The following is a 23,220-nucleotide window of genomic DNA, read 5'->3' as shown; positions in this document are numbered from 1 at the left end:
GGTGGATCGGCCGGTCAATCCATCATCGTGAGGAAGAAGACGGCCATCGCGGTTGCGGCGACCAGGGCCCACACGACGACCGAGGGCAGCCACAGCGCGATGCTGACCGTGATGACCGCCACGATCACGAGCCCGATCAGCCCGGCCTTCACGACGTCCGCGTGGTGGCTGTGCTTGCGGTCCCGCACCTGCGCCATGGCGACGAGCACCATCACCAGCCCACCCACCCCGAACAGGCCGGTGGCGATGATCCGCCAGGTCTCCATGTGATCAAGGTAGACCGAACGGCCGGAACCGCGCATAGGTCGTTCGGGTGGCGCGTTAGGCTCCGCGCATGACGAAGTGGGAGTACGCGACCGTGCCGTTGTTGATCCACGCCACGAAGCAGATCCTCGACCAGTGGGGCGAGGACGGCTGGGAGCTGGTCACCGTGCTGACGAACCCGACCGGTGAGCAGCACGTCGCGTACTTGAAGCGGGTGAAGGCATGACCTGGAGCACTCGCCTGAAGGAGCTCGGCATCGAGCTGCCCGGCGTCGCCGCCCCGCTCGCGGCCTACGTACCCGCCACGCAGAGCGGTTCCTGGGTGTTCACCTCCGGCCAGCTGCCGTTCGTCGACGGTCAGCTCGCCGCCACCGGCAAGGTCGGTGCCGAGGTCTCCCCGGAGGAGGCCAAGCAGCACGCCGCGACCTGCATCCTCAACGCTCTGGCGGCAGTTCATGCGCTCGTGGGGATTGACTCGATCAAGCGCGTGGTGAAAGTTGTCGGCTTTGTAGCCTCCGCTGAGGGCTTCACGGGGCAGCCGGGTGTCGTCAACGGTGCCTCGGAGCTGCTCGGGGAGATCTTCGGTGACGCGGGCAAGCACGCCCGGTCGGCCGTGGGGGTCGCCGAGCTGCCGATCGGCGCTCCGGTGGAGATCGAACTGATCGTCGAGGTGTGACATGTCGGACACGTGCCACGAACTGCTGCTGCGGCTCGCGGGACGCCTCCCGGACGACCTGCTGTGGCGGTACCGGGACTGGGCGGCTTCGGACGCATATGCGGTGCTCGCGCGCTCGTTGCCGCGCACACTGCTGCACGGCCGCATCCCTCTGACCGATCACGAGATGCGCCTTTTGCAGGACGCGCTGGTGCCCTACGGGGCGGAGCCCGGTGCTGTCAGTTCGGTCAAAGGGCTGGACGAACTGCCACCCACCGACTACACCTTTTCCCCGGAGTCACCCGATCGGGTGCCGATGGGGGACTCCGCGACCGTCGTGCTCGGTGCCACGCTGCGAGGCCGCCACGGGGTCGGTGAGGTTCGCTCCTGCTGGCGCATCGGACCCTCCGGGGTCAACCGCGTCCTGCTGGTAGCCGCCACCACCGGCCACTCCCGGCTGACCGGCGAGCTGCAGCGCGTGCTGCGGGCGCTGGGCGAACACGATCCTTGCGTCGAGGTCGTGCCGTCCGGTCTGGACCTGCCGCCCTACCACCGGGCGGCGTTGGCGGCTTCGGAGCCGGTGTGCGCCGGCGCCGAGTCCGAGGAGCACCTGGTGCTCAGCTAAGGAGAGTTGACGTGACGAACGACGGTGTCGGCCTGCCGGTCCGTCTCCACGATCTCCTGCTGTCGATGGCCGGGCGCGTGGACGACGACGCCCTGTCACAGGCACGCGAGTTCCTCGCGGTCGGAGAGCTCGACCGCGCGGTCGAGATGCTCGTCGGCACTCTTCTCGCGGGCAGCATCCCGGTGCTGCCGGACGAGAGGGCTGCCATCACGTGGGCGTTGCACGAGGTGCGGTCCGACGCGTCTCTGACCGATCGGCTGCCGGTCGTCGAGATGCTGCCGTTCCTGCGCCACCGGTTCACCGCGGAGAGCGACCCGACCGCGGACCTCTCCGGTGTGCTGAGCCGTGCGGTGTCGGTGCTGCCGGACGTCCGCTCGGTGCGCTGCGTCTGGCGTTCCTCCCCGGCGGGTGCCACGCCCGGTCCGCTGCCGCAACGGGTCGTGCTGGTGGACATCGGTCCGCAGGGCTTCGCGCCCGCGACCGCCTACCGGGTCGACACGGTGCTGCGCAAGGCGGGCGTCCGCGCCGCCGTCGAGGTCCTGACCGTCGGCACCCAGCTCGGCGACTACCACGCCTCCGCGGTGACCGCCTCGCGTCCGGTGCCGATCTCCGGGGCACCGGTGTCGTCTCCGCCCCCGCCGACGCCGGCCGCCGTGGCCCACGAACCGGCGGCCACCTGGTTCGACCAGTCTGAAGACGTTTCCGCTCCGGCGCCGATGGCCGAGCCGACACCGGCGCCGGAGCCAGTGGTGGAAGAGACCGGCTCACGTCGTAACCGCACGCCCTCCCTGGAGGGCTCGCAGCCGTTCCCGCCCAAGCCCGTGAAGCGGATCTCGATGGCACCGGCCGAGCCGGAGATCGAGACCCTGCCGGAGCCCGTGCCGATCAACAGGGCCGAGGTGACCACGGAGCTGAAGGCGGACGAGCTGGCGGCTCTGCAGGCCGCGCTGGCCGAGACGCCGGAACCGTCGTCGGTGGACGCGAACCTGAGCGAGCGGGAACGAGCCCTGCTGCAGCAGCTGCACGAGGAGCTGGCGCAGCGGGAGCAGACCGGTGCCAAGGCGACCGACACCGGCCGTTGGCAGATCGACCGCTCGTCGGCCCGTCAGTCGGCCTTCGGCACGTCCAACAACGGGCACCAGCCTCAGTAGTCGCTGCGCAGGTACTCCAGCTGGGCCCGCACGGACCACTCCGCGGCGGGCCACAGCACCCTGTCGACGTCCGCGTAGACGATCTCGACGACCTGGCGCGGGGTCGGGTCGCCACCCAGCTCCAGCACGGCTTCGCGGACCTGTTCCAGACGTTGGGTGCGGTGGGCGAGGTACCTCCGCGCCGCCTCACCGGCGTCGGCGAGCTCCGGTCCGTGGCCGGGCAGGACCGCGGTGTGTTCCGGCAGTTCGGCCAGCAGCTTGAGCGACTCGAAGTAGTCGCCGAGCTTGCCGTCCGGGTGGGCGACGATCGTGGTGCCGCGGCCCAGGACCGTGTCGCCGGTCAGCACCGCTTCGCCGTCGATCACGAAGCACAGCGAGTCGCTGGTGTGGCCGGGTGTGCCGAGGACGCGCAGTTCCAGACCCGCGCTGGTGATCACGTCGCCGTCGTTGAGGCCCTCCGAGCCGTACGTGAACGTCGGATCCAGCGCGCGCACCGGGGCTTTGACCAGTTCGGCGAACTGGCGGGCGCCCTCGGAGTGGTCGGGGTGGCCGTGGGTCAGCAGGATCTCGGCGATCGGGCCGTACGAGGCGATCCGCTTCAGGTGGACCTCGTCGAGCGGGCCGGGGTCGATCACGACGTACGACGACGCGTCCGGTGCCTTCAGCAGCCACGTGTTCGTGCCGTCGAGCGTCATCGGGCTGGGGTTGTCCGCGAGCAGCACGGCGGCGTGTTCGGTGACCTGACGGAGCTCGCCGTAGCGCGGGTGAGCCGCACGGGCGCCGATCAGCGGGGAACCGCTCACGGGATCACCACCCGGATCTTGTCGCCGTCGCGGATCAGCTTGGGGATGATCTTCGCGACGCTGCGCTCCTCCGCCATGACCTTGTCCACGGTGCCCAGGGCGCCCACCTCGTCGAGGGTGCGCCAGGTGGGCGGCATGAGCATGCGGCGGCCTTCCCTGGCGTCCTGGACGGCGTCCGCGGGCCGCTGCCACGACGCGTCGGACGCCTCGGTCGTCTCACCGTCGGCACGCTGACCCTCGGGCAGCGCGGCGACGAAGAAGCGGGTGTCGTAGCGGCGCGGTTCCTCGTACGGGGTCACCCAGTTCGCCCACGGCCGCAGCAGATCCGCGCGCAGGACCAGGTTGCTGGCCGCGAGGAACTGGGCGAGCGAGATCTCCCGGTCCACCAGCTGCCGCCGGGCCCGCTCGTAGGCCGAGGTGTCCGCCACGACGGACGCGGCGTCGGGACCGGCGAGCAGAACTCCGGACTCCTCGAACGTTTCCCGGACGGCGGCGCACACGAAGGCGCGGGCCGTCGGTTCGTCGACGCCGAAGACCGAACCCCACCACTGCGGGGACGGACCGGCCCATGCGACGGACGTGTCGGCGTCGCGCTGGTCGACACCGCCGCCGGGGAAGACGCTCATGCCGCCCGCGAACGCCATGCCCTTCACCCGGCGCAGCAGGAACGCTTCGAGGCCGTGGGCGCCGTCGCGCAGCAGCACCACGGTGACGGCGTCGCGGGGTTGCACGGGTTGAGCGGGCGGCGAAGTGGGTACCAGGGTTCCCGGCAAGGTCAGGTCGTCGGGCATCCTCCGAGCGTACGACCGCGCTTACCCGAGGATGGTGTGATGTCGACGAACGTCTCCGGCTGCCTGGTGAAGATCCTGCTGTTCCTGCTCGGCGCGATCATGGGCACCGGCCTCACGGCGGTGGCGGGCGTGGTGATGTTCGTGCCCGACCGCACGACCGTGATCAGCGTCGATCCGACCAGCACCGCGCCCGGCGTGTACGTGAAGAAGGTCGAACGGCTCGTTGGCGGCACCTACTACGAGATCTGGCTCGGCCCGTCGCCCGACCGCGGCCACGTCGTGACGGTGCCCAACGGCTGGGAACACGACCCGGACCGCGAGGCGACCCCCGACGGCATGCGCCTGAAGTTCGACAACGGGGGCGAGATCTTCGTCCCCAAAGCCAGTTACTCCTGAGGCAGGATGGGCGAGTGGACGAACCGCTGCGCGTAGGACTTGTCGGTGCCGGCCCGTGGGCTCAGATGATCCACGCCCCCGGCATCGCGAACCACCCCGGCACGACGCTGACCGGTGTGTGGGCCCGTCGCCAGGAGGCGGCTGCTGAACTGGCTGCCGCCCACGGTGCCGAACCGTTCACGGACTACGCGTCGATGCTGTCCACTGTGGACGCTGTGGCGTTCTGCGTGCCGCCGGGCGTGCAGGGGCCGATGGCGATCGAGGCGGCGCAGGCGGGCAAGCACCTCGTCCTGGAGAAGCCGATCGCGGAGTCGGTCGAGGTGGCTTCCCAGTTGGCTGAGGCGGTCACTGCCGCCGGTGTGGCGTCCTTGGTGGTGCTGACCCGCCGCTATGCCCCGGAGACCAAGGAGATGCTGGCTCAGCTGCACCGCACGGGCGGCTGGACGGGTGCCGACAGCCGCTGGCTCGCGGGCGCGCTGCTGGACGGTCCGTTCTCGAACTCCCCGTGGCGCCACGAGAAAGGCGCGCTGGACGACGTGGGTCCGCACGCGTTCGACCTGCTCGACGCGGCGCTCGGCGAGATCACCGACGTGATCGCGGCCAACGTGTCCGACACCGGCCTGTGGCAGCTGATCCTGCAGCACGAGGGCGGCGCCACGAGCACCGTGTCGCTGTGCCTGTCGTTGCCGATGCAGCCGCCGTTCGCGGATCTCACGATCTTCGGAACCAACGGCCACCGCACGCTGTCCAACCGGGACACCCCTGCTCCGGACTGCTTCACCAACCTGCTGGACGACTTCGTGGCCATGGTGCACAGCGGTACCACGACCCACGAGTGCGACGTGCGGCGCGGCCTGCACCTGCAACGGATCATCGATCTGGCGCGGCGCAAGGCCGTCACCCGCTGAGACGAAGTGCTTGCGCTCCGCTGCCGCATCCGAAATTGTCAGGGGTGCTCGCTAGCGTCGCAGGCATGGACCTCACCGCCACGACAGCCGAGCTGGCCGGTGCCGCCGCCGAGGTGGCGCGGCTGTTGCCCACCCGCGTGCTCGACCCGGTGCTGGCCGGACTTCGCCTCAGGGCCGGCACGGACGTCGAGATCGCGGGCAGCGACCAGGAGCACGGCGTGCGCCTGGCCGTCCACGCCACCGTGCACACCGAAGGCGAGGTGCTCGTGCCCGCGAAGCCGCTGGCGGCGACCCTCCAGGCCCTGGACGAGCCGCAGGTGAGGCTCAAGGTCGAAGGCCGCCGGCTCGCGATCCGCACGCCGTCGTCGAGGTTCGCGATCCCGTTGCTGGAACTGGCCGACCACCCCGGCGTCCCGGAACTTCCGCCGCTGCGGGGCCACGTCGACGCCGCGAAGCTCCGGGCCATCGCGGCCGTGGCGGGCGCGGCGAGCAAGGACGACGCGCTGCCGATCTTCACCGGCCTCCGCATCCAGTCCGATCCGCACCGGCTGCACGTGATGGCCACCGACCGCTACCGCATGGCCTACGCGACGCTGCCGTGGGAACAAGAAGGTCAACTCGACCTGTTGGTACCGGCGAAGCCCGTCGCGGAAGCGGCCAGGCAAGCCCAAGGCAAGGTCGCCCTGCACGCCGATTCCGACCGCATCGGCCTGGCCTGGGGCACCAACTCGATCTCCACCGCACTCTTGGCCGCTCCGTTCCCGGACGACCGGGCGCGCCGACTCCTGGAGGCAGTCATCGACAGCACGGTGCTCGTGGACGCGGACGCACTCGCCCGCGCCGTCCGCCGAGCCACCCCCTACGGCGGCCCCCACCAGGCGGTGACCATCCAGGTGGAGGACTCCGAGCTGCGCGTCAAAGGCAGCGATCCGCAACAGGGCGAGTCCGAGGAGTTCGTCAAGGCCACCGTCGAGGGCGACCGCCTGACCAAGACGTTCCAGGCCCGCTACCTCGCCGACGCCCTGAAGGCGTTCGCGGGCCGCCGGATCGAGCTGCGCATCCAGGACGGCCTCCGCTCCACCGTGCTCACCTCCACACCGGGCGAGGACGGCGTGGAACTGACCTACCTGGTCGTCCCAATGCGCTCGGTCGCCTAGGAACGCGGGGGCCCCGCGTTACCTTCTGGGGAACGCGGGGCCCCGCGTTCCTGCCGGCGAGCGGCCATCAGGCCGAAAGCGTCCGGTGCTTGAAGTGCGCGGGGACCTTTCGTACTCACCTGGAGTACGAAAGGTCCCCGCGTGAACTTCAGCGCGCGGCCAGGTCCATCTCGGCGCGCGACGGCAGCGGCTCGGACCGGGGTACACCGCGCTGGACGGTGCCGCGCAGCAGCCACACCACCGAGGCGATCAGCAGTCCGGCCACCCCGGAGGCGACGAACGCAGGCTGCGTGCCGAAGTGCTCGATCAGCTGCCCGGACAGCGCCTGGCCGAGCGCGAGGCCGACGGTCACCGAGGTGATCACCCAGCCGAACGCCTCCGCGGCCATGCCGTTCGGCGTGACCTGCTCGATCGCCGCCGAGTGCGCGGTCGACTGCGGCGTGATCAGCGTGCCGACCACGAACAGCGCGAGGCCCAGGCCCACCAGCGAGGCGGGGATCGCCAGCAGCAGCGACAGCAACGCGAACCCGCCCAGCAGCACCGGCAGGCGCAGGTGCATCGGGCGGGGCCACGGGCGCATGCCGTAGAGCACGCCGAAGATCACCGAGCTGATCGACCACAGCGACAGCATCAGGCCGCCCACCGAGGCGTGGCCCGCGGCCTTCGCGAACGCCGGCACGGCCACCTCGACGAAACCGATCGTCACGCCGAAGCCGAGCGCGGCCAGCGCGACCGTGCGCATGCCGGGGTAGGCGAACGCGCCGAGCAGCGGCCGGGGTGCGGACTCGACCGGGCCCCAGGCGCGCACGACAGGGTTCGTGGCGAACCACAGCGCGCCGAGAACCATCATCACCGCTCCGACCACCACGCCGGTGCCCGCCCACGGGGCCGCGAGCAGCAGGCCTGCGAGACCCGGTCCGAGGATGAAGAAGACCTCCATGCTGATCGACTCGTAGGCGTAGGCCGCCATGCGCGTCGGGCCGGAGGGCACCATCCGCTCCCACAGGGCGCGGGAGGCGCTGCCCACCATCGGCTCGGACGCACCGACGCCGAGGGCCAGCGGGACCAGCACGAACACCGGGGCGCCGGCCTCGACGGCGAGCACCGAGCCGGTGACGAAGAACGCGAACAGGCCGGTCACGAAGACCAGCGGCCGGGTGGGGCCGAAGCGGTCCATCAGCCGGCCCTGGACGACCGAGCCCATCGCCACGCCCACCAGCGCCGACGCCGAGACCAGGCCGGCGACCGCGAACGAACCCGTCGCGCGCTCGACGTAGAGCAGCAGCGAGAGACCGACCATCGCGATCGGCAGGCGGGCGAGCAGGGACGCGACCACGGGGCCGCGCATGCCGGGAGTGGTCAGGGCAGCACGGTAGTCGGAGAGACGGGCGGAGTGGGACATGCGTACCAGTATGCCAAAGATGGTACGGATGTACCAGATCGGGTGCGCAGGGTCACGATGGTTGCGATTGGGTCACGGGAATGGGATGACCGGGTGAAACATGCAACGAATCAGCCACACCCGAGGTCCTTGAGGGTGAAAGGGCTTGAGCGGTCGGGGTGGAGACGTGCGAAAGTTGACTCATCCACCGAGACCAACCTCTGGCTTGAGGGTCGGGGCCTACGCGCCAGAGGGATGGAGGCACGGTTCGTCGGGGGATGGGCCGTGCAACACAAAGGACCGGTGCGCCACGTCGGGGGTGGCGCCCGGTCCTTTGTGCGCAAGCAGCCTTAACGGGCGCGGCGCGCGAGGCGCTCCGGGTCCAGGATCAGCACGCTCTTGCCCTCCAGGCGCAGCCAGCCGCGGTGCGCGAAGTCGGCGAGAGCCTTGTTCACGGTCTCGCGGGACGCGCCGACGAACTGGGCGATCTCCTCCTGCGTCAGGTCGTGCGTGACGCGGAGCAGACCGGCCTCCTGCGAGCCGAAGCGCTGCGCGAGCTGCAGCAACGCCTTGGCCACGCGGCCGGGCACGTCCGTGAAGATCAGGTCGGCCAGCATGGAGTTCGTCCGGCGCAGCCTGCGGGCCAGTGCCCTCAGCAGCTGCTCGGCGATCTCCGGCCGGTTGGTGATCCACTGACGGAGCGCGGGGCGGTCCATGGACACCGCGCGCACCTCGGTCACCGTCGTCGCCGTCGACGTGCGGGGGCCCGGGTCGAAAATGGACAGTTCACCGAACATGTCGGAGGGTCCGAAGATCCCCAACAGGTTCTCGCGGCCGTCCGGCGACTTGCGGCCGATCTTCACCTTGCCGGACTGGATGATGTACAGGCGATCGCCCGGCTCACCCTCCGCGAAGATCACGTGGCCACGCGGGAACTCCACCGTCTCCAGGGTCTGCGCCAGCGCCTCTGCGGCTGCCGGGTCAACCCCTTGGAAGATGCCCGCTCGCGCCAGGGTCTCGTCCACCTCATCCCTCCTAATCGACGCGACGGCACGCCCACCGCCTTCTTTGGCGATGTCAGCGCCGTGCCGCCGATCACTGCGTTGCAGTCTAAGGGCTGTGTTGTGGATCGCCGCTCGGCTCGCCGTCTTACTGGGAACAACCGCACTGACTCGATCCAGAGCCCAACGAATCAGTTTACGCCATTCGGGTGGCGGTCAGCGCGCGGGCGTCAACGAACGCGCTTGCGGACGCCACCGCGGCCGCGGCGACGCAGGCGGAACAGCTCCAGAGCGCGACCGATGCCGTGTCCGTAGAGCGCCTTGACCTCATCGGGCCTGGCCGACTCCAGGAACTCCTCGACCTCGTTCTCCTGCACGGCCACGTGCCGGAGCTTCGCTTCCACGCGCTCCATGAAGAGCGCGAAGAACATGATCACGATCGGGACGACGATCACAAACCAGGCAGTCATGATGCTCCGCAGTGTGGCGCATGTGGGATTCGAGTACGCGTCTAGGGGGTGGGTCCGGCGTGTTGACTACGCTGAATCAGTGCCCGCAACCAAGAAACCGGAAACCAAACTCGGCCTGACCCGCAGGGCCCGCCGGATGGTGCGCGTGCTTGCCGAGGGGTACCCCGACGCGCACTGCGAGCTGGACTTCACGACGCCGCTCGAACTGATCGTGGCGGTCGTGCTGTCCGCGCAGTGCACCGACAAGAAGGTCAACGAGGTCACTCCCGCGCTCTTCGCGAAGTACCCGACAGCCGCCGACTACGCCGGCGCCGACCGGGTCGAACTCGAAGAGATGATCCGCCCGACCGGTTTCTACCGGAACAAGGCGACGTCTCTGATGGGTCTCGGTGCTGCTCTTGTGGAGCAGTACGACGGTGTGGTTCCCGGCACTCTGGAGGAGCTGGTCAAGCTCCCCGGTGTAGGACGCAAGACGGCCAACGTGGTTCTCGGCAACGCGTTCGATGTGCCCGGCATCACAGTCGACACCCACTTCGGTCGTCTCGTGCGCCGCTGGGGCTGGACCGATCTCGAGGACCCGGTCAAGGTCGAGCACGCGATCGGCGAGCTCATCGAGAAGCGCGACTGGACCATGGCCTCGCACTGGATCATCTTCCACGGCCGCCGCGTCTGCCACGCCAAAACACCTGCGTGCGGGGCATGCCTGCTGATGAAGGACTGCCCGTCGTACGGTCTCGGCCCCGAGGACCCCGACAAGGCCGCGAAGCTCGTGAAGGGCGACGAGAAGCCGCACCTGCTCGAGCTCGCCGAGCGGGTCCGGGCCGGTGAGAAGCTGGTGGGGTGAACAACCGCACGCGCTGGCTGGTCCTCGTGCTCGTCCTCGGCGTGGCGGGTGTGGTGGCGCTGTGGCCCCGTGACGGGTCACCGCAGCCGCCGCCCGCGTCCACCCGCCCGACGCAGGACGTGGCCGCGTTGCGCGCCCAGGCTCAGCTCAGGGCGTGCCACCCGGCGGGCGAGGGCGGTGTCGACGTGACCTGTCTCGGCGACGGCACCCGGACGGCCCTCGCGCTGAAGGGTCCGATGCTGATCAACTTCTGGGCGACCTGGTGCCAGCCGTGCCAGGCGGAGCTGCCCGTGCTCGAAACGTATGCGAAGCAACCAGGTGCCGTGCCGGTCGTCCCAGTTCTTGTGGAGAGCAGGGAAGCCGACGGCCTCGAGCTGCTCGCCCGGCTCGGCGTGCGGCTGCCCTCGGTCTACGACGGGGCGGACGAGCTGCGCAAGCGCGTGAAGGCTCCGATGACGCTGCCGGCGACGTTCGTGGTCGGCGCGGACGGCTCGGTCCGCCAGGTCACGGACCCGCCGTACTTCACGGCGCCCGAGCAGGTGGAGAAGGCGGTTCGATGACGGAGGCGACGGAGCCACCCGACTGGATGCAGCGCCTGGCCAAGGCCACCGAGGAGATCGACGCGCGGACGTTCATGCGCGTCCCGCGGGCGCCGTCGGACGGCGTGCGCAAGGCGTCCGTGCTGATGCTGTTCGGCGAGGACGAGAACCACGGGCCGGACATCCTGCTGCTGCGCCGCTCGGACACCCTGGGCTCGCACCCCGGCCAGGTCGCGTTCCCCGGCGGAGCCGCCGATCCGACCGACGACGGGCCCGTCGCCACCGCATTACGCGAGGCTTACGAGGAGACAGGTGTACTGGCGTCAGGAGTGAGACCGCTGGCCCTGCTGCCGGAGCTGTACGTGCCGGTGTCCGGGTTCGTGGTCACCCCTGTGCTCGCCTACTGGGAACAGCCGAGCCCCGTCGCACCGGTCGACCCGGCGGAGACCGCCGCGGTCGCACGAGTGCCGGTTGCGCATCTCGCCGATCCTGCGAACAGGTTCCGGGTGCGTCACCCTGCGGGTTACGTCGGAGCGGCCTTCTCCGCGCCGGGCATGCTGGTGTGGGGCTTCACCGCGGGGTTGATCAACGGCCTGATCGCACTCGGCGGCTGGGAACAGCCGTGGGATGCGACCGATGTGCGTGACCTTGAACTAGCGTTGCGCGCTACACAGTGAGGCGGAGGTTCTGGGTTGAACTGGGTTGACCTGCTCGTGCTGGGCCTTGCCGCGATAGCCGCGGTCTCCGGGGCCAGGCAGGGCATGGTCGTCGCGCTCCCCGCGTTCGTCGGTGTGCTCGTCGGCCTGATCCTCGGCACGCAGATCGCGCCGCTGCTGGTGTCCCAGTTCGAGAACGTCGTCACCAAAGTCGTGTTCGCCGTCGGCATCGTCGTGCTGCTCGTGGCGCTCGGCGAGACGATCGGCGTCTACATCGGGCGGACGATCAAGGCCAGGGTCAACGCGTCGCCGTTGCGCGGCGCGGACAACGCGCTGGGCGCGATCGTGCAGGGCCTGGTCGTCTTCGTCGTGGCGTGGATGATCGCGCTCCCGCTGACCTCGGTCGTCGGCCTGCCGGACCTGACGTCGTCGCTCAAGCAGTCGGTGATCCTCGGCAAGGTCGACGAGACCATGCCGCAGGCCGCCCGCGTGCTCTCCGGCGACCTGCAGAAGCTCTTCGACGTCTCCGGCTTCCCGCAGGCGATGGACCCGTTCAACCGCACGCCGCTCAAGGAGGTCGAGCCGCCCGACAGCCAGCTCGCGAACTCCCCGATAGCGAAGCGGCTGCAGTCGTCCGTGCTGAAGATCCGCGGCCGCGCGCCGTCGTGCTCGCGTGCCCTGGAAGGCACCGGTTTCGTGATCGCGCCGGAACGCGTGATGACGAACGCGCACGTCGTCGCCGGGACCAACGAAGTGACGGTCGAGGTCGGCCGCGGTCAGTTCGACGCCACCGTCGTCGCCTACGACCCGCGCACCGACATCGCCGTGCTCGCGGTGCCGGACCTGGAGGCCACGCCGCTGCAGTTCCGTTCGGAGGAGGTCCAGCCGGGCGAGAGCGGCATCGTGCTCGGCTACCCGCTGGACGGCCCGTACAAGTCCTCTCCCGCCCGCATCCGGGAGCGGATCCCGCTGCTGCGCGGCCCGGACATCTACGACGCGCAGACGGTCACCCGCGACGTCTACACGGTTCGCGCGGAGGTCAGGTCCGGCAACTCCGGCGGCCCGCTGGTGGACACGCAGGGGCGGGTGATGGGCGTGGTGTTCGGCGCGGCCGTGGACGACCCGGAGACCGGTTTCGTGCTCACCGCCCAGCAGGTGCAGTCGGTGGCGCAGAAGGCGTCGACACTGACCCGCCGGGCCTCCACGCAGGGGTGCGCGAACTAGATCCCGTGGCGGACGGCGATGCCGTCCAGCACGTAGTCGAGGCCGTCGTCGAACGCCCGCGCGTGGTCGCCGTCGGAGCCCTCGTACATGACCTTGGCCAGCATCGGGAACCGGCCGGTGGCGAGCATGCGTTGCATGTACGGGCCGTTCGCGCGCTGCCACTGCTCCTCGGTCATGCCCGTGGACCGCTCCGCGCGGAGCTCGGTGATCTCGTTGCGGACGGCGCCGTAGACGTAGGCCATCACCGCGCCGACCGCGCTGAGCGCCTGGTCGATGTCGTCGAACCCGACGGTGGCGAGCGTGGCCTCGATGTGGGCGAGCGAGTTCGGGCCCTGGTGCGGACGGCCGCCGAGCAGGTCGATGAACCACTCGTGCCGCTTCGCCGCCGCGCGGACGGCGTGGGCGACGTGCCGGAGTCCGGTTCGCCAGTCCGCTGACGGGTCCGGTGGCGTGATCTCCCCGTAGACCTCGTCGACCATTAGGTCCAGCAGCTCATCCTTGGTCTCGATGTAGCCGTACAGGCGCATGGGGCCGGCGTTCAGCGCGGCCGCGACCTTGCGCAGCGACACCTCGTCCAGCCCGCCCTCGTCGGCGAGCCTGATCGCGGCGTTCACGATCAGCTCCCTGCTCAACGGGGTCGGCGACGGCTTGCTGGGCGGCTCCGGGCGGTTCCACACGAGTTCGTTCGACATCGAGGTGGACAATACAGCGTCTCTTCGCGATACAGTGTATCGAGCGATACACCGTATTGAGGGGATGAGATGAAGAAGACTTCGGTGTTGGTCGTCGGGGGAGGGCTGGCGGGCACGTCGGCCGCGGTGTTCCTGGCCTGGCGCGGCGTGGACGTGACGTTGGTGGAGAAGCATCCGGGCAGTTCACCGCACCCGCGGGCGGTCGGCTTCAACTCCAGGGTGGGCGAGTTGCTGCGGGCGACCGGGCTGGAGGGCGAGCTCCCGGAGGGCAGGACGGGCAAGGGCTTCGGCATCCGCCGGGTGCGGTGCGAAAGCCTGGTCGGGAAGCGGTTCGAGGAGACGTTCTGGTCGCCACCGGCCGAGCTCTCCGACGTCGAGTACTCGCCGAGCAAGGGCGTCGGAGTGGCCCAGGACCGGATGGAGCCGTTCCTGCGGGACAAGGCCCGCGCGTTCGGCGCGGACATCCGGATGAGCACCCGGATGCTGGAGTTCTCCCAGGACGGCGACGGCGTCACGGCGATCGTGCAGGGTGACGGCGAGCCGTACGAGATCCGGGCCGACTACCTGGTCGCGGCGGACGGCCACCGCAGCCCGATCAGGGAAGCGCTCGGCATCACCCGCACCGGGCGCGGGTTCATGCACACCTCCCGCAGCGTGCTGTTCCGCGCGCCGCTGGACGAGTACCTCAAGGACGGCATCGGCCAGTTCGTGGTCGATGGCGTCGGTTTCCTGACCACCTACGGCGACGGCCGCTGGGTCCTGATGCTCGACGACCGCGAGTACACCGAGGCCGAGCTGCTTGCCAAGATCCACCAGGCGATCGGCCTGGACGACGTCGAGGTCGAGATCGTCACGACGGGCCGCTGGACGATCAGCGCGGGTGTCGCCGACCAGTACTCGAAGGGCCGGATCTTCCTCGCGGGCGACGCAGCGCACACCTTGCCGCCGAGCCGCGGCGGGTTCGGGGCGAACGTCGGCATCGAGGACGCGCACAACCTCGCGTGGAAGCTCGCCGCGGTGCTCAACGGCGAGTCACGACCGTCCCTGTTGGACACCTACGACGCGGAACGGCGGCCCGTCGCGTCGCTGTGCCACCAGCAGATCTTCGCGCGCAACGACGGTCACAACCGGGACAGCCGGCCGGAGGACGCGCCGCTGTACGACAACAACGCCATGCATTTCGGCATGCTCTACCGCTCGGACGCGGTGCTCGACGCGGGGCCGGAGCTGCCACCTGCCCGGCTCCCCGAGCAGTGGAACGGTCAGCCGGGCACACGTGCGCCGCACGCGTGGATCGAGCCCGGCAAGTCCACTTTGGACCTGTTCGGGCGCGGCTGGGTGCTCGTCGCCGATCACCCGCAGTGGGAGGAGGCGGCACAGCAGGCAGGCGTGAAGTACGAACGGGTCGAGCAGCTGGACGTGTTCGGACTGTCCGAAAAGGGCGCCTCGCTGGTCCGGCCGGACGGCTACATCGCCTGGCGCTCGACGGACCTGCCGAACGACCCGGCGGTCGCGCTCAAGGCCGCGTTCAGCTCGACTTCCGCAGGAACTCGGTGATCAACCTGCTCGTGGTGTGGGGCGCTTCCTGGTTCGGGAAGTGCCCCACCTCGGGCAGGACCCGGAACTCCGATCCCGGCCCGAGCCACGACCTGGAGTCACGTGCCGACGACTCCAGGCTGATGGGGTCCAACGCGCCGTGGATCTGCAGTACCGGCACCTGCACCGGCTTGTCGACGGCTTCGGTGAACCGGCGGCCGTCGCTGCGGAGCTGCGAGCGCACCGCCCAGCGGTAGTACTCCATCGCGCTGTGGGCGACGCCCGGCACCATCATGGCCTGCCGGCAGCGGCGGATGACCTCGTCGAACTCGGGCGCCGACCGCCACTTCGGGCCGGACCACGCGGACAGCAGCCGGGCGACCTGCATCGCGTTCTCGCCGGTCAGCCAGCGTTCCGGGTAGATCGGCAGCTGGAAGCGCAGCACGTGGGAGTTCACGCGGGGATGCCGGCGGAACGCCCGCCGCATCGCGAGCGGGTGCGGCGCGGCCAGCACCGAGATCGACGAGACCAGCCGCGGGTGGATCGTGCCGACCGTCCACGCCGTGGCGCCGCCCCACGCGTGCCCCACCAGGTGTGCGCGTTGGGCGCCGAGCGCTTTGATCAGGCCGGCGATGTCACCGGCGAGCGTGAAGCCGTCGTAGCCGCGCGGTGGTTTGTCCGAGTCGCCGTACCCGCGCAGGTCGACGGCCACCGCGCGGTACCCGGCCTCCGCCAGCGTCGTCAGCTGGTGCCGCCACGACCACCAGAACTCGGGGAACCCGTGCAGGAGCAGCACGAGCGGTCCGTCGCCGAGTTCGGCGACGTGCAGGCGGATGCCGTTGGCCGAGACGTCGCGGTGCGTCCACGGACCCGCGACCCGCACCACCGACGGGTCGGGTTTGCGGCTCAGTTGTCGTCGCCCCTGCTGTTGACGTCACGGTGCGTGAGAGCCGCGACCGTGTCTTTCGCGGCCGCGATCGACCTCTCCGGCGCCTTGATCTTCTTGGCCTTGCGGATGCCGAGGAAGACGCAGAGCACGGTGGTCGCGAGCATGATCCCGAACACCAGGAGGAAGCCGCCCCACGTGTCCCAGCCGAACCAGTCGGCGAACCCGTAGCCGAGGAACATGAAGAAGAAGAACAGGCTGAAGCACAGCACCGTCAGCGCGACGATGAAGTAGACGCCGCTCTTGAGACCCTTCTTGGCCTCGGCGACGACCTCGCCCTTCGCGAGCTCGAACTCTGCTCTGACCAGAGTCGACATGTGCGTGGTCGCGTCACGGACGAGGCCGCCGATCGACGCCTCGGCCGTCGGGTCGTCTGCGGTCAGCGGAATCGACGCGATGTGCTCCCTGGTGGTCACTCGGACATGGTGCCATGTGCGCGGCTGCGGCGAATGAGCAACACCGCGGCCAGCAGTGAGGAGATCATCGACGCGATCAGCACGGCGGCCTTCGCGGTCTCGGCCTCATCGAGGGAGAGCTCGGCGATCAGCAGGCTGACCGTGAACCCGACGCCGCCGAGCGTGGCCACGGCGACGATGTCCCGTGGTCCCGCACCTGACGGCCAGACCGCCGCCTTGAACCAGACGGCCAGCCCCGACGCACCCACGATCCCGATCACCTTGCCGACGACGAGCCCGGTGATCACGCCGATCGCGATCTTGTCCGCGAACAGCTTCCCGAACGCATCGGCGCCGACCGGAATGCCCGCTGCGAACAGGGCGAACACCGGCACGGCCACTCCCGCCGACCACGGTTGCAGCCGGTGCTCCAACCGGACCGCGGGCGCCTCCTGCTCGTACGGGTCGCGCTTCACCCTCGTCAGCAACGCCAGCGCGACGCCCGCGATCGTCGCGTGGATGCCTGACGCGTGCATGAACCACCAGGTGCCCACCGCGATCGGTACGTAGAGCAACGGCGTGGTGATCCTCTTGTGCTGCAGGAACCAGTACAGCGCGAGCAGCAGCACGACCGCGCCCGCCGCGAGCAGGTTGAACTTCGTCGTGAACAGGATCGCGATCACGACGATCGCGCCCAGGTCGTCCACCACGGCCAACGACAGCAGGAACACCCGCAGGCTCGACGGCAACCCGGACGCGGTGATCGCCAGCACGCCGAGCGCGAACGCGATGTCCGTGGCCACCGGGATCGCCCACGCCTTCTCGATCCCCGGCTGTCCCCAGCCGATCGCCAACGCGATCAACGCGGGCATGATCATGCCGCCGATCGCCGCGACCACCGGCAGGATCGCGGCCTTGAACTCCGACAGCTCCCCGACCACGAGCTCGCGTTTGAGCTCAAGCCCGGCAACGAAGAAGAAGATGGCGAGCAGTCCGTCCGTCGCCCACTCACCGACGGTCAGAGGTCCGGCGTGCAGGTCGCGCAGCCCGAAGTAGGAGGGGGACAACGGCGAGTTGGCCCAGATCAGCGCTATCGCGGTAGCCCCGAGCAGGACCATGCCACCGACGGTTTCCGTGCGGAGGTAGCGGGCGAACTCGGCGACAACTGCCTTCTTGCGCGACACAGGGCTCCCAGGGCGGTCAGCGGGTACACGAAGTCCTCGTGCCGACCAGACTTCCCGGCTCACCCTGACGCGATCTTAACGCGAACGGGCGCCCTCCACCGAGGACGCCCGTCACGTTTGCGCTGATCAGTCCTCGGACTTGCCCGACTGCAGCCCCGCCGAGATCAGGTCCATGACCGACGAGTCGGCCAGTGTCGTCACGTCACCGACGGCGCGGTTCTCGGCCACGTCGCGCAGCAGGCGGCGCATGATCTTGCCGGACCGCGTCTTGGGCAGCTCCGGCACGACCATGATCTGCCGCGGCTTCGCGATCGGGCCGATCTCCTTGGCCACGTGGTCGCGCAGCGCCTTGATCGCCTCGGCGCCGCCGGCCTCGTCACCGGCGCCGCCGCGCAGGATCACGAACGCCACGATGCCCTGGCCGGTGGTCGCGTCGGACGCGCCGACGACGGCCGCCTCGGCCACGGTCGGGTGCGAGACCAGCGCGGACTCGACCTCGGTGGTGGAGATGCGGTGGCCGGACACGTTCATCACGTCGTCGACCCGGCCCAGCAGCCAGATGTCGCCGTCGTCGTCGTACTTGGCGCCGTCGCCGGCGAAGTAGAAGCCCTGCTCGGCGAAGCGCGACCAGTAGGTGTCCTTGTAGCGCTCCTCGTCGCCCCAGATGCCGCGCAGCATCGACGGCCACGGCTCGTCCAGCACGAGGTAACCACCGCCGCCGTGCGGAACCTCGACGCCGTCGTCGTTGACGACCTTCGCGCCGATGCCGGGCAACGGGCGCTGCGCCGAACCGGGCTTGGTCGACACCACGCCGGGCAGCGGCGAGATCATGATCGCGCCGGTCTCGGTCTGCCACCACGTGTCGACGATCGGGGCCTTGCCGCCACCGACGTTCTCGCGGTACCAGATCCACGCCTCGGGGTTGATCGGCTCGCCGACCGAACCCAGCACGCGCAACGACGACAGGTCGTACTTGGCCGGGATGTCCGCGCCCCACTTCATGAACGTGCGGATCAGCGTCGGCGCCGTGTAGTAGATCGAGACGCCGTACTTCTGGATGATCTCCCAGTGGCGCCCCTCGTGCGGGGTGTTCGGCGTGCCCTCGTAGACGACCTGCGTGACGCGGTTCGACAGCGGGCCGTAGACGATGTAGCTGTGGCCGGTGACCCAGCCGATGTCCGCGGTGCACCAGTAGACGTCGGTGTCGGGCTTGAGGTCGAAGACGTTGTAGTGCGTGTACGACGTCTGCGTGAGGTAGCCGCCGGACGTGTGCAGGATGCCCTTCGGCTTACCCGTGGTGCCCGAGGTGTAGAGGATGAAGAGCGGGTGCTCGGAGTCGAACGCCTCCGGGGTGTGCACGTCGGACTGGTCGTCCACCAGCTCGTGCCACCACACGTCCTTGTCGGTCCACGCGACCTCGGTGTTCGTGCGCTTGACGACGAGCACCTTCTCCACCGACGGCGCGCCCGCGACGGCCTCGTCCACGGCGGGCTTGAGCGGCGCCGGGTTGCCGCGGCGGTACTGCCCGTCGGTCGTGATGACGAGCTTGCACTCGGAGTCCTCGATGCGGGTGCGCAGCGCCTCCGCGGAGAAACCGCCGAACACGACGCTGTGCATCGCGCCGAGACGCGCGCACGCGAGCATCGCGAAGATCGCCTCGGGGACCATCGGCATGTAGATCGCGACGCGGTCCTCGGCGCCGATGCCCAGCGACTTCAGGCCGTTCGCGGCCTTGGAGACCTCGCGCTGCAGCTCGGCGTAGGTGATGGCGCGGGAGTCACCGGGCTCGCCCTCCCAGTGGATCGCGACCTGCTCGCCGTGGCCGGACTCGACGTGCCGGTCCACGCAGTTGTAGGCGACGTTGAGCTTGCCGCCCGCGAACCACTTGGCGAACGGCGCGTTCGACCAGTCCAGCACCTGCGTCCACTTGGTGTCCCAGTGCAGCCGCTCCGCCTGCTTCGCCCAGAACGCCTCGCGGTCGGCCTTCGCCTCCTCGTACAGCTCGGGCTTCGCGTTCGCCTGTGCCGCGAACTCGTCGGAGGGCGGGAACGTCCTGCTCTCCGTGAGCAGGTTGTCCAGAGCTCGGCCCTGGCCTGGCGACTGCGTCATGGTGCGAGACCTCCTGGAAAATCCAGACCGGTTGAAGGTGCGGGTACTGACCGTAGTGCGAGCCAGTTCACTTCCAACAGGCTCCTCCCCAAAAAGGTTCAGACCAATCGTGGGAGGTTGGTTACACGGCTGTCATTGTGTAACCCGTTTTGTCTGCTTGAAGCACGTGTGGCGCGTTGAACGGGCGAAGTTGCGCGCTCAACGGTCCCGCCAGTGAGCTGGATCACGCGTTTCACCTGGTCAGGTACTCTGCGCGACCGTGACCGATCCGCTTGCTCCGCTGCTTTCTCTGCCTGGTGTGGCCGACGCCGCGAACGCGGCCAAGGACGCCGTCTTCCAGGTGCACCGCCATCGGGTGAACTTGCGCGGCTGGGCCACGACGGCGGCCGAGGCGTCCGTGCGCGCGGCCCGTGCGTCGGCGGCGCTGGAGGGCGGTCCGACGGAGATCCCGGAGTCCGGTGAGGTCTCCGATCCCGTGCTGGCCGGGTCGTTGCGGGTCGCCGAGGCCCTGGGCGGACTCGTCGGCACGTGGCAGCGCGCGCCGTTGCAGGCCCTCGCGCGGTTGCACGTCCTCGCCGCCGCGGACCTGTCTTCTGACGTCGGTCGTCCGCGGGTCTCGCCGGACGTGTCGCAGCGGCTGGACCTGCTCGGCTCGCTGGTCACCGGCGGCACGTCCGTCCCGGCGCCCGTGCTGGTCGCGGTGGTGCACGGTGAACTGCTCGGCCTGGCGCCGTTCGAGGTCGCCAACGGTGTCGTGGCACGGGCGGCGGCGCGGCTGACGTCGATCTCCACCGGTCTCGACCCCAAGGGTCTCGGCGTGCCGGAGGTGGCGTGCCTGCGCCGATCCGCCGAGTACGAGGCCGCGTCCGTGGCGTTCGCGTCCGGAGAGCCCGACGGGCTGGCTCAGTGGATCCTGTTCGTCTGCTCGGCCTTGGAGGCGGGCGCCCGCGAGGCGAAGAGCATCGCGGACGCCGCACTCACCGGATGACTTCCGCGAGGACTTCCGCGGCCTTGATCGCGTCCTCGTCGGTCACGTAGAGCGGCGCGAACCCGAACCGCAGGATGTCCGGCGGCCGGTGGTCGCCGATGACCCCGCGTGCGATCAGCTCGTCCATCACGGCTTTGGCGTCCGGGCAGCGCACCGAGATCTGGTTGCCGCGGGTTTCCGGGGTGATGACCTCCAACGAGGTCAGTTTCTCCACGTGCTCGCGGAACGACGCGGTCAGTGCCAGACCGCGCTGCCGAAGCTCGGCCAGGTCGACGTCGTCCCACACGTCCAGTGCCGCGTCGAGCGCGAGCATCGACAGGATGTCCGGCGTGCCGACCCGCGCCCGGACGATGCCGGGATCCGGCTCGTAGCCCGCGGCCATCGCGAACGGCTCCCGGTGGCCGTTCCAGCCGGACAACGGGTTCTCGAACGTCGCCTGCCGGCGCTTCGGCACGTAGATGTACGCGGGGGAGCCGGGGCCGCCGTTGAGGAACTTGTAGGTGCAGCCGACGGCGAAGTCGACGTTCAGCGCGTCCAGCTCGATCGGCAGCACGCCCGCGCTGTGGCAGAGGTCCCAGACCACCTGTGCCCCAACGGCATGCGCCTGCTCGGTGAGCGACTTCATGTCGTGCAGCTCGCCGGTCCGGTAGTCCACGTGGTTGAGCAGCACCACGGCGGTGTCGTCAGTCAGCTCCAAAGAGGACGGACGCGCGGCCCGGATCTTCAACCCCGTCAACGAGGCCACCGACTGCGCGATGTAGCCGTCGGTCGGGAACGTCGACTCGTCGCACACGATCTCCGTGCGGCCGGTGCCTTTCACGGCCCCCATCAACGCCTTGAACACGTTGACCGACGTCGAGTCGCCGACGACGACCTGGCCCTCGGCGGCCCCGATCAGCCGGCCGATCCGGTCGCCGATCCGTTGCGGCGCCTCCCACCAGCCTTCGCTCCACGACCTGATCAGCCGGGTGCCCCACTGGTGCTTCACGACCTCCTGCATCCGTTCGGCGACGTGCTTCGGCGGTGCGCCGAGCGAGTTGCCGTCGAGGTAGATGACGCCTTCGGGAAGGTCGAACAGCTCGCGCTTCACACGTAGCTCCTGGCGGTCCACAGCTCGGGGAACACCGCTCGTTGGGTGCGCCTCTCCAACCAGGCAACACCAGCGGACCCGCCGGTGCCCACCTTCGCGCCCATCGAACGGCGGGTCGCGAGCAGGTGGTCGTAGCGCCAGCGCGCGAACTCCTCGGCGATGTCGGTCAGCGCCTCACCGAGCTCCAGCAGGTCGCGGTCGTCACCGCGGTAGATCTGCGCCCACACCTGCTCGACCTCCGCCGAGGGCTCGTACGCCTTGGTGAGGTCGCGGTCGAGGACGTCCTGCGGGATGTCGAAACCCCTGCGCTTCAACGCGGCCAGCACGTCGTCGTACAGCGAGGGCTTGCTGAGCGACTCCTCCAGCTGTGCGTGCATCGCCGGCACCGCGCGGTGCGGCACGAGCATCGACGCCGACTTCTCGCCGAGCAGGAACTCCATCTCGCGGTACATGCCCGACTGGAAGCCCGAGCCCTCGCCGAGCGCGTCGCGGAACGAGTTGAACTCCGTCGGCGTCATGCGCGCGATCGGCCGCCACGCCGCCGACAACGCCTGCAGGTGCAGGTCCGAGCGCCTGAGCGTGCGCACGGCGGCTTTGAGGTCGTCCGCGCGAAGTTCCGTCTGGGCCTGCCGCCACTCGAAGCAGAGCAGGCCGAAGTACAGCTCCATGACCTGCGTGATGACCAGGAACGACATCTCGCGGGGATCTTTGGACCACTGCTGTTGAAGGGTGTGCAGCACCGACGCGTGCACGTAGTCCTCGTACGGCGTGGTGCCGCCGAAATCCAGCTTGGGGGACACGGGGCAGCTCATGCCGTCAATCCTCGCTCGAACGGCCCGCCACCTGAATGGACGACGAAAGGCGTTCGGGCCGAACTTCTTCCGAACGCAAACCAGATCGCGGAGTAGCTTTGCGTTCATGCTGGACGACGTCGACAAGGCCCTCTTGGAGGCCCTCCAAGAAGATGCGCGCCTTTCGTACAACGAGCTCGCACGCCGCGTGCACGTTTCACCGCCGACGGTCGCCCAACGGGTCCGTCGGTTGGAGAACATGGGTGCGATCACCGGGTACCGGGCCGTGGTGGACCCCACCGTCGTCGGACGTCCGGTCGTCGCGTTGGTGCGCATGAAGTGCTACGGCCCGCGGTGCATCACGGTGCACCCCGAGCTGCTCGACGATCTCCCCGAGGTGGTCGAGGTGGTCCGCCTGACCGGCGACATCTGCTCAGTCGTCAAGGTCGTCACAACGTCGATCGTCGAACTGGAACGGCTGCTGGTCCGCCTGGCCACACACGGCGAGACGTCGAGCGCCATGGTCCTCTCGACACCCATCCCATGGCGCCCAGTGCTACCCGGCTAGCCATCACCCGTTCGTGTTTTCCGACTGCACGCGGGGACCCTACGTATCCCAGGAGAG

27 protein-coding genes are annotated in these 23,220 nt (G+C 69.5%); 14 read left to right on the top strand and 13 right to left on the bottom strand.

From position 1 onward, the window contains the following. Nucleotides 1–14: 14 nt before the first annotated feature. Nucleotides 15–266: a hypothetical protein gene (locus ABZV40_RS01305; protein WP_355433973.1), complete on the bottom strand. Its 252-nt coding sequence runs from the start codon at nucleotides 264–266 to the stop codon at nucleotides 15–17. Between the two features lie 68 nt (nucleotides 267–334). Here ABZV40_RS01305 and ABZV40_RS01300 point away from each other — a divergent pair, with 68 nt between their 5' ends. Genes ABZV40_RS01300 through ABZV40_RS01285 form a run of 4 tightly spaced genes read left to right on the top strand, consistent with a single transcriptional unit; the run spans nucleotide 335 to nucleotide 2,694 of the window. Next, entirely contained in the window at nucleotides 335–490 is a 156-nt protein-coding gene (locus ABZV40_RS01300) for a DUF4177 domain-containing protein (RefSeq protein ID WP_086668176.1), read from the top strand. Then, nucleotides 487–939 (top strand): RidA family protein, encoded by a 453-nt coding sequence (locus tag ABZV40_RS01295; protein ID WP_355433971.1) that lies wholly within the window; start codon nucleotides 487–489, stop codon nucleotides 937–939. Before ABZV40_RS01300 ends, ABZV40_RS01295 begins: the two co-directional genes overlap by 4 nt. A 1-nt stretch (nucleotide 940) precedes the next feature. After that, a complete protein-coding gene (locus ABZV40_RS01290) occupies nucleotides 941–1,543 on the top strand; it encodes a hypothetical protein (RefSeq protein WP_355433969.1) in 603 nt (200 codons plus the stop codon). An 11-nt stretch (nucleotides 1,544–1,554) separates the two neighbouring features. Next, entirely contained in the window at nucleotides 1,555–2,694 is a 1,140-nt protein-coding gene (locus ABZV40_RS01285; RefSeq protein ID WP_355433967.1) for a hypothetical protein, read from the top strand. Here the strand turns inward: ABZV40_RS01285 and ABZV40_RS01280 are convergent. Together ABZV40_RS01280 and ABZV40_RS01275 are read right to left on the bottom strand one after the other, a co-directional pair. Then, nucleotides 2,688–3,497 carry an MBL fold metallo-hydrolase gene (locus ABZV40_RS01280; protein ID WP_355433966.1) on the bottom strand — a complete coding sequence of 270 codons (810 nt, stop codon included), beginning with the start codon at nucleotides 3,495–3,497 and terminating at the stop codon, nucleotides 2,688–2,690. The two genes, ABZV40_RS01285 and ABZV40_RS01280, sit on opposite strands and share 7 nt — an antisense overlap. Next, nucleotides 3,494–4,288 (bottom strand): NUDIX hydrolase, encoded by a 795-nt coding sequence (locus ABZV40_RS01275; protein ID WP_355433964.1) that lies wholly within the window; start codon nucleotides 4,286–4,288, stop codon nucleotides 3,494–3,496. The genes ABZV40_RS01280 and ABZV40_RS01275 overlap by 4 nt, the downstream gene beginning before the upstream one ends. 39 nt (nucleotides 4,289–4,327) lie before the next feature. Here ABZV40_RS01275 and ABZV40_RS01270 point away from each other — a divergent pair, with 39 nt between their 5' ends. The 3 genes from ABZV40_RS01270 to dnaN all read left to right on the top strand — a co-directional run bounded on the left by ABZV40_RS01270 (nucleotide 4,328) and on the right by dnaN (nucleotide 6,749). Further along, nucleotides 4,328–4,684: a hypothetical protein gene (locus tag ABZV40_RS01270; RefSeq protein WP_355433962.1), complete on the top strand. Its 357-nt coding sequence runs from the start codon at nucleotides 4,328–4,330 to the stop codon at nucleotides 4,682–4,684. 14 nt (nucleotides 4,685–4,698) lie between these two features. Further along, the gene (locus ABZV40_RS01265; protein WP_355433960.1) at nucleotides 4,699–5,592 is read left to right on the top strand and encodes a Gfo/Idh/MocA family oxidoreductase; all 894 of its coding nucleotides are present in this window, start codon (nucleotides 4,699–4,701) and stop codon (nucleotides 5,590–5,592) included. Between the two features lie 65 nt (nucleotides 5,593–5,657). Then, nucleotides 5,658–6,749, top strand: a complete 1,092-nt coding sequence (gene dnaN, locus ABZV40_RS01260; RefSeq protein ID WP_355433958.1) for a DNA polymerase III subunit beta — start codon at nucleotides 5,658–5,660, stop codon at nucleotides 6,747–6,749. A 148-nt stretch (nucleotides 6,750–6,897) separates the two neighbouring features. On the opposite strand, the gene ABZV40_RS01255 is transcribed toward dnaN, so the two are convergent. From ABZV40_RS01255 to ABZV40_RS01245, 3 genes are all read right to left on the bottom strand, one after another. After that, nucleotides 6,898–8,151 (bottom strand): MFS transporter, encoded by a 1,254-nt coding sequence (locus ABZV40_RS01255; RefSeq protein ID WP_355433956.1) that lies wholly within the window; start codon nucleotides 8,149–8,151, stop codon nucleotides 6,898–6,900. 329 nt (nucleotides 8,152–8,480) lie between these two features. Then, nucleotides 8,481–9,155, bottom strand: coding sequence for a Crp/Fnr family transcriptional regulator (locus ABZV40_RS01250; protein ID WP_030469453.1), 675 nt, complete (start codon nucleotides 9,153–9,155; stop codon nucleotides 8,481–8,483). A gap of 206 nt (nucleotides 9,156–9,361) precedes the next feature. Then, nucleotides 9,362–9,601: a hypothetical protein gene (locus tag ABZV40_RS01245; protein ID WP_045311605.1), complete on the bottom strand. Its 240-nt coding sequence runs from the start codon at nucleotides 9,599–9,601 to the stop codon at nucleotides 9,362–9,364. Nucleotides 9,602–9,737: 136 nt separating this feature from the next. Between ABZV40_RS01245 and nth the strand changes: the two genes are divergently transcribed. Genes nth through ABZV40_RS01225 form a run of 4 tightly spaced genes read left to right on the top strand, consistent with a single transcriptional unit; the run spans nucleotide 9,738 to nucleotide 12,864 of the window. Continuing rightward, complete coding sequence (gene nth / locus ABZV40_RS01240; protein ID WP_355434124.1) at nucleotides 9,738–10,445, top strand: endonuclease III; 708 nt, start codon at nucleotides 9,738–9,740, stop codon at nucleotides 10,443–10,445. Further along, the gene (locus ABZV40_RS01235) at nucleotides 10,442–11,005 is read left to right on the top strand and encodes a TlpA disulfide reductase family protein (protein ID WP_355433954.1); all 564 of its coding nucleotides are present in this window, start codon (nucleotides 10,442–10,444) and stop codon (nucleotides 11,003–11,005) included. Before nth ends, ABZV40_RS01235 begins: the two co-directional genes overlap by 4 nt. Next, entirely contained in the window at nucleotides 11,002–11,661 is a 660-nt protein-coding gene (locus ABZV40_RS01230; RefSeq protein WP_355433953.1) for a CoA pyrophosphatase, read from the top strand. The genes ABZV40_RS01235 and ABZV40_RS01230 overlap by 4 nt, the downstream gene beginning before the upstream one ends. A 15-nt stretch (nucleotides 11,662–11,676) precedes the next feature. Then, nucleotides 11,677–12,864 (top strand): MarP family serine protease, encoded by a 1,188-nt coding sequence (locus ABZV40_RS01225; RefSeq protein ID WP_355433951.1) that lies wholly within the window; start codon nucleotides 11,677–11,679, stop codon nucleotides 12,862–12,864. Here ABZV40_RS01225 and ABZV40_RS01220 read toward each other — a convergent pair. Further along, nucleotides 12,861–13,556 carry a TetR/AcrR family transcriptional regulator gene (locus ABZV40_RS01220; RefSeq protein ID WP_355433949.1) on the bottom strand — a complete coding sequence of 232 codons (696 nt, stop codon included), beginning with the start codon at nucleotides 13,554–13,556 and terminating at the stop codon, nucleotides 12,861–12,863. The two genes, ABZV40_RS01225 and ABZV40_RS01220, sit on opposite strands and share 4 nt — an antisense overlap. A 69-nt stretch (nucleotides 13,557–13,625) precedes the next feature. On the opposite strand from ABZV40_RS01220, the gene ABZV40_RS01215 reads away from it, so the two are divergent. After that, nucleotides 13,626–15,113, top strand: a complete 1,488-nt coding sequence (locus tag ABZV40_RS01215) for an FAD-dependent oxidoreductase (protein WP_355433947.1) — start codon at nucleotides 13,626–13,628, stop codon at nucleotides 15,111–15,113. On the opposite strand, the gene ABZV40_RS01210 is transcribed toward ABZV40_RS01215, so the two are convergent. The 4 genes from ABZV40_RS01210 to acs form a co-directional block, all read right to left on the bottom strand. Then, nucleotides 15,085–16,002: an alpha/beta hydrolase gene (locus tag ABZV40_RS01210; RefSeq protein ID WP_355434121.1), complete on the bottom strand. Its 918-nt coding sequence runs from the start codon at nucleotides 16,000–16,002 to the stop codon at nucleotides 15,085–15,087. The two genes, ABZV40_RS01215 and ABZV40_RS01210, sit on opposite strands and share 29 nt — an antisense overlap. Further along, nucleotides 15,999–16,454 (bottom strand): phage holin family protein, encoded by a 456-nt coding sequence (locus tag ABZV40_RS01205; RefSeq protein WP_355433945.1) that lies wholly within the window; start codon nucleotides 16,452–16,454, stop codon nucleotides 15,999–16,001. The genes ABZV40_RS01210 and ABZV40_RS01205 overlap by 4 nt, the downstream gene beginning before the upstream one ends. Then, on the bottom strand, nucleotides 16,451–17,617 hold the full coding sequence (gene nhaA / locus ABZV40_RS01200; protein WP_355433943.1) for a Na+/H+ antiporter NhaA: 1,167 nt from the start codon (nucleotides 17,615–17,617) through the stop codon (nucleotides 16,451–16,453). Before nhaA ends, ABZV40_RS01205 begins: the two co-directional genes overlap by 4 nt. Nucleotides 17,618–17,743: 126 nt before the next feature. Beyond that, complete coding sequence (acs, locus tag ABZV40_RS01195) at nucleotides 17,744–19,726, bottom strand: acetate--CoA ligase (RefSeq protein WP_355433941.1); 1,983 nt, start codon at nucleotides 19,724–19,726, stop codon at nucleotides 17,744–17,746. 259 nt (nucleotides 19,727–19,985) lie between these two features. Between acs and ABZV40_RS01190 the strand changes: the two genes are divergently transcribed. After that, entirely contained in the window at nucleotides 19,986–20,714 is a 729-nt protein-coding gene (locus ABZV40_RS01190; RefSeq protein WP_355433939.1) for an oxidoreductase, read from the top strand. Here ABZV40_RS01190 and kynU read toward each other — a convergent pair. Together kynU and ABZV40_RS01180 are read right to left on the bottom strand one after the other, a co-directional pair. Then, nucleotides 20,704–21,804: a kynureninase gene (gene kynU, locus ABZV40_RS01185; protein ID WP_355433937.1), complete on the bottom strand. Its 1,101-nt coding sequence runs from the start codon at nucleotides 21,802–21,804 to the stop codon at nucleotides 20,704–20,706. The two genes, ABZV40_RS01190 and kynU, sit on opposite strands and share 11 nt — an antisense overlap. Further along, complete coding sequence (locus tag ABZV40_RS01180; RefSeq protein WP_355433935.1) at nucleotides 21,801–22,616, bottom strand: tryptophan 2,3-dioxygenase family protein; 816 nt, start codon at nucleotides 22,614–22,616, stop codon at nucleotides 21,801–21,803. The genes kynU and ABZV40_RS01180 overlap by 4 nt, the downstream gene beginning before the upstream one ends. A gap of 106 nt (nucleotides 22,617–22,722) precedes the next feature. On the opposite strand from ABZV40_RS01180, the gene ABZV40_RS01175 reads away from it, so the two are divergent. Then, nucleotides 22,723–23,163 (top strand): Lrp/AsnC family transcriptional regulator, encoded by a 441-nt coding sequence (locus ABZV40_RS01175; RefSeq protein ID WP_355433933.1) that lies wholly within the window; start codon nucleotides 22,723–22,725, stop codon nucleotides 23,161–23,163. Nucleotides 23,164–23,220 lie beyond the last annotated feature (57 nt).

It is taken from the genome of Lentzea sp. NPDC004782 (assembly GCF_040609115.1).
GTDB lineage: Bacteria > Actinomycetota > Actinomycetes > Mycobacteriales > Pseudonocardiaceae > Lentzea.
This window is presented reverse-complemented; position numbering and strand designations above follow the sequence as displayed.

What these genes read in the sequence shown, in the direction of transcription:
- ABZV40_RS01305 (WP_355433973.1), bottom strand. Translation starts at nt 266, where the DNA reads ATGGAGACCTGGCGGATCATCGCCACCGGCCTGTTCGGGGTGGGTGGG.
- ABZV40_RS01300 (WP_086668176.1), top strand. Translation starts at nt 335, where the DNA reads ATGACGAAGTGGGAGTACGCGACCGTGCCGTTGTTGATCCACGCCACG.
- ABZV40_RS01295 (WP_355433971.1), top strand. Translation starts at nt 487, where the DNA reads ATGACCTGGAGCACTCGCCTGAAGGAGCTCGGCATCGAGCTGCCCGGC.
- ABZV40_RS01290 (WP_355433969.1), top strand. Translation starts at nt 941, where the DNA reads ATGTCGGACACGTGCCACGAACTGCTGCTGCGGCTCGCGGGACGCCTC.
- ABZV40_RS01275 (WP_355433964.1), bottom strand. Translation starts at nt 4,288, where the DNA reads ATGCCCGACGACCTGACCTTGCCGGGAACCCTGGTACCCACTTCGCCG.
- ABZV40_RS01270 (WP_355433962.1), top strand. Translation starts at nt 4,328, where the DNA reads ATGTCGACGAACGTCTCCGGCTGCCTGGTGAAGATCCTGCTGTTCCTG.
- dnaN (WP_355433958.1), top strand. Translation starts at nt 5,658, where the DNA reads ATGGACCTCACCGCCACGACAGCCGAGCTGGCCGGTGCCGCCGCCGAG.
- ABZV40_RS01255 (WP_355433956.1), bottom strand. Translation starts at nt 8,151, where the DNA reads ATGTCCCACTCCGCCCGTCTCTCCGACTACCGTGCTGCCCTGACCACT.
- ABZV40_RS01245 (WP_045311605.1), bottom strand. Translation starts at nt 9,601, where the DNA reads ATGACTGCCTGGTTTGTGATCGTCGTCCCGATCGTGATCATGTTCTTC.
- nth (WP_355434124.1), top strand. Translation starts at nt 9,738, where the DNA reads ATGGTGCGCGTGCTTGCCGAGGGGTACCCCGACGCGCACTGCGAGCTG.
- ABZV40_RS01230 (WP_355433953.1), top strand. Translation starts at nt 11,002, where the DNA reads ATGACGGAGGCGACGGAGCCACCCGACTGGATGCAGCGCCTGGCCAAG.
- ABZV40_RS01220 (WP_355433949.1), bottom strand. Translation starts at nt 13,556, where the DNA reads ATGTCGAACGAACTCGTGTGGAACCGCCCGGAGCCGCCCAGCAAGCCG.
- ABZV40_RS01215 (WP_355433947.1), top strand. Translation starts at nt 13,626, where the DNA reads ATGAAGAAGACTTCGGTGTTGGTCGTCGGGGGAGGGCTGGCGGGCACG.
- acs (WP_355433941.1), bottom strand. Translation starts at nt 19,726, where the DNA reads ATGACGCAGTCGCCAGGCCAGGGCCGAGCTCTGGACAACCTGCTCACG.
- ABZV40_RS01180 (WP_355433935.1), bottom strand. Translation starts at nt 22,616, where the DNA reads ATGAGCTGCCCCGTGTCCCCCAAGCTGGATTTCGGCGGCACCACGCCG.
- ABZV40_RS01175 (WP_355433933.1), top strand. Translation starts at nt 22,723, where the DNA reads ATGCTGGACGACGTCGACAAGGCCCTCTTGGAGGCCCTCCAAGAAGAT.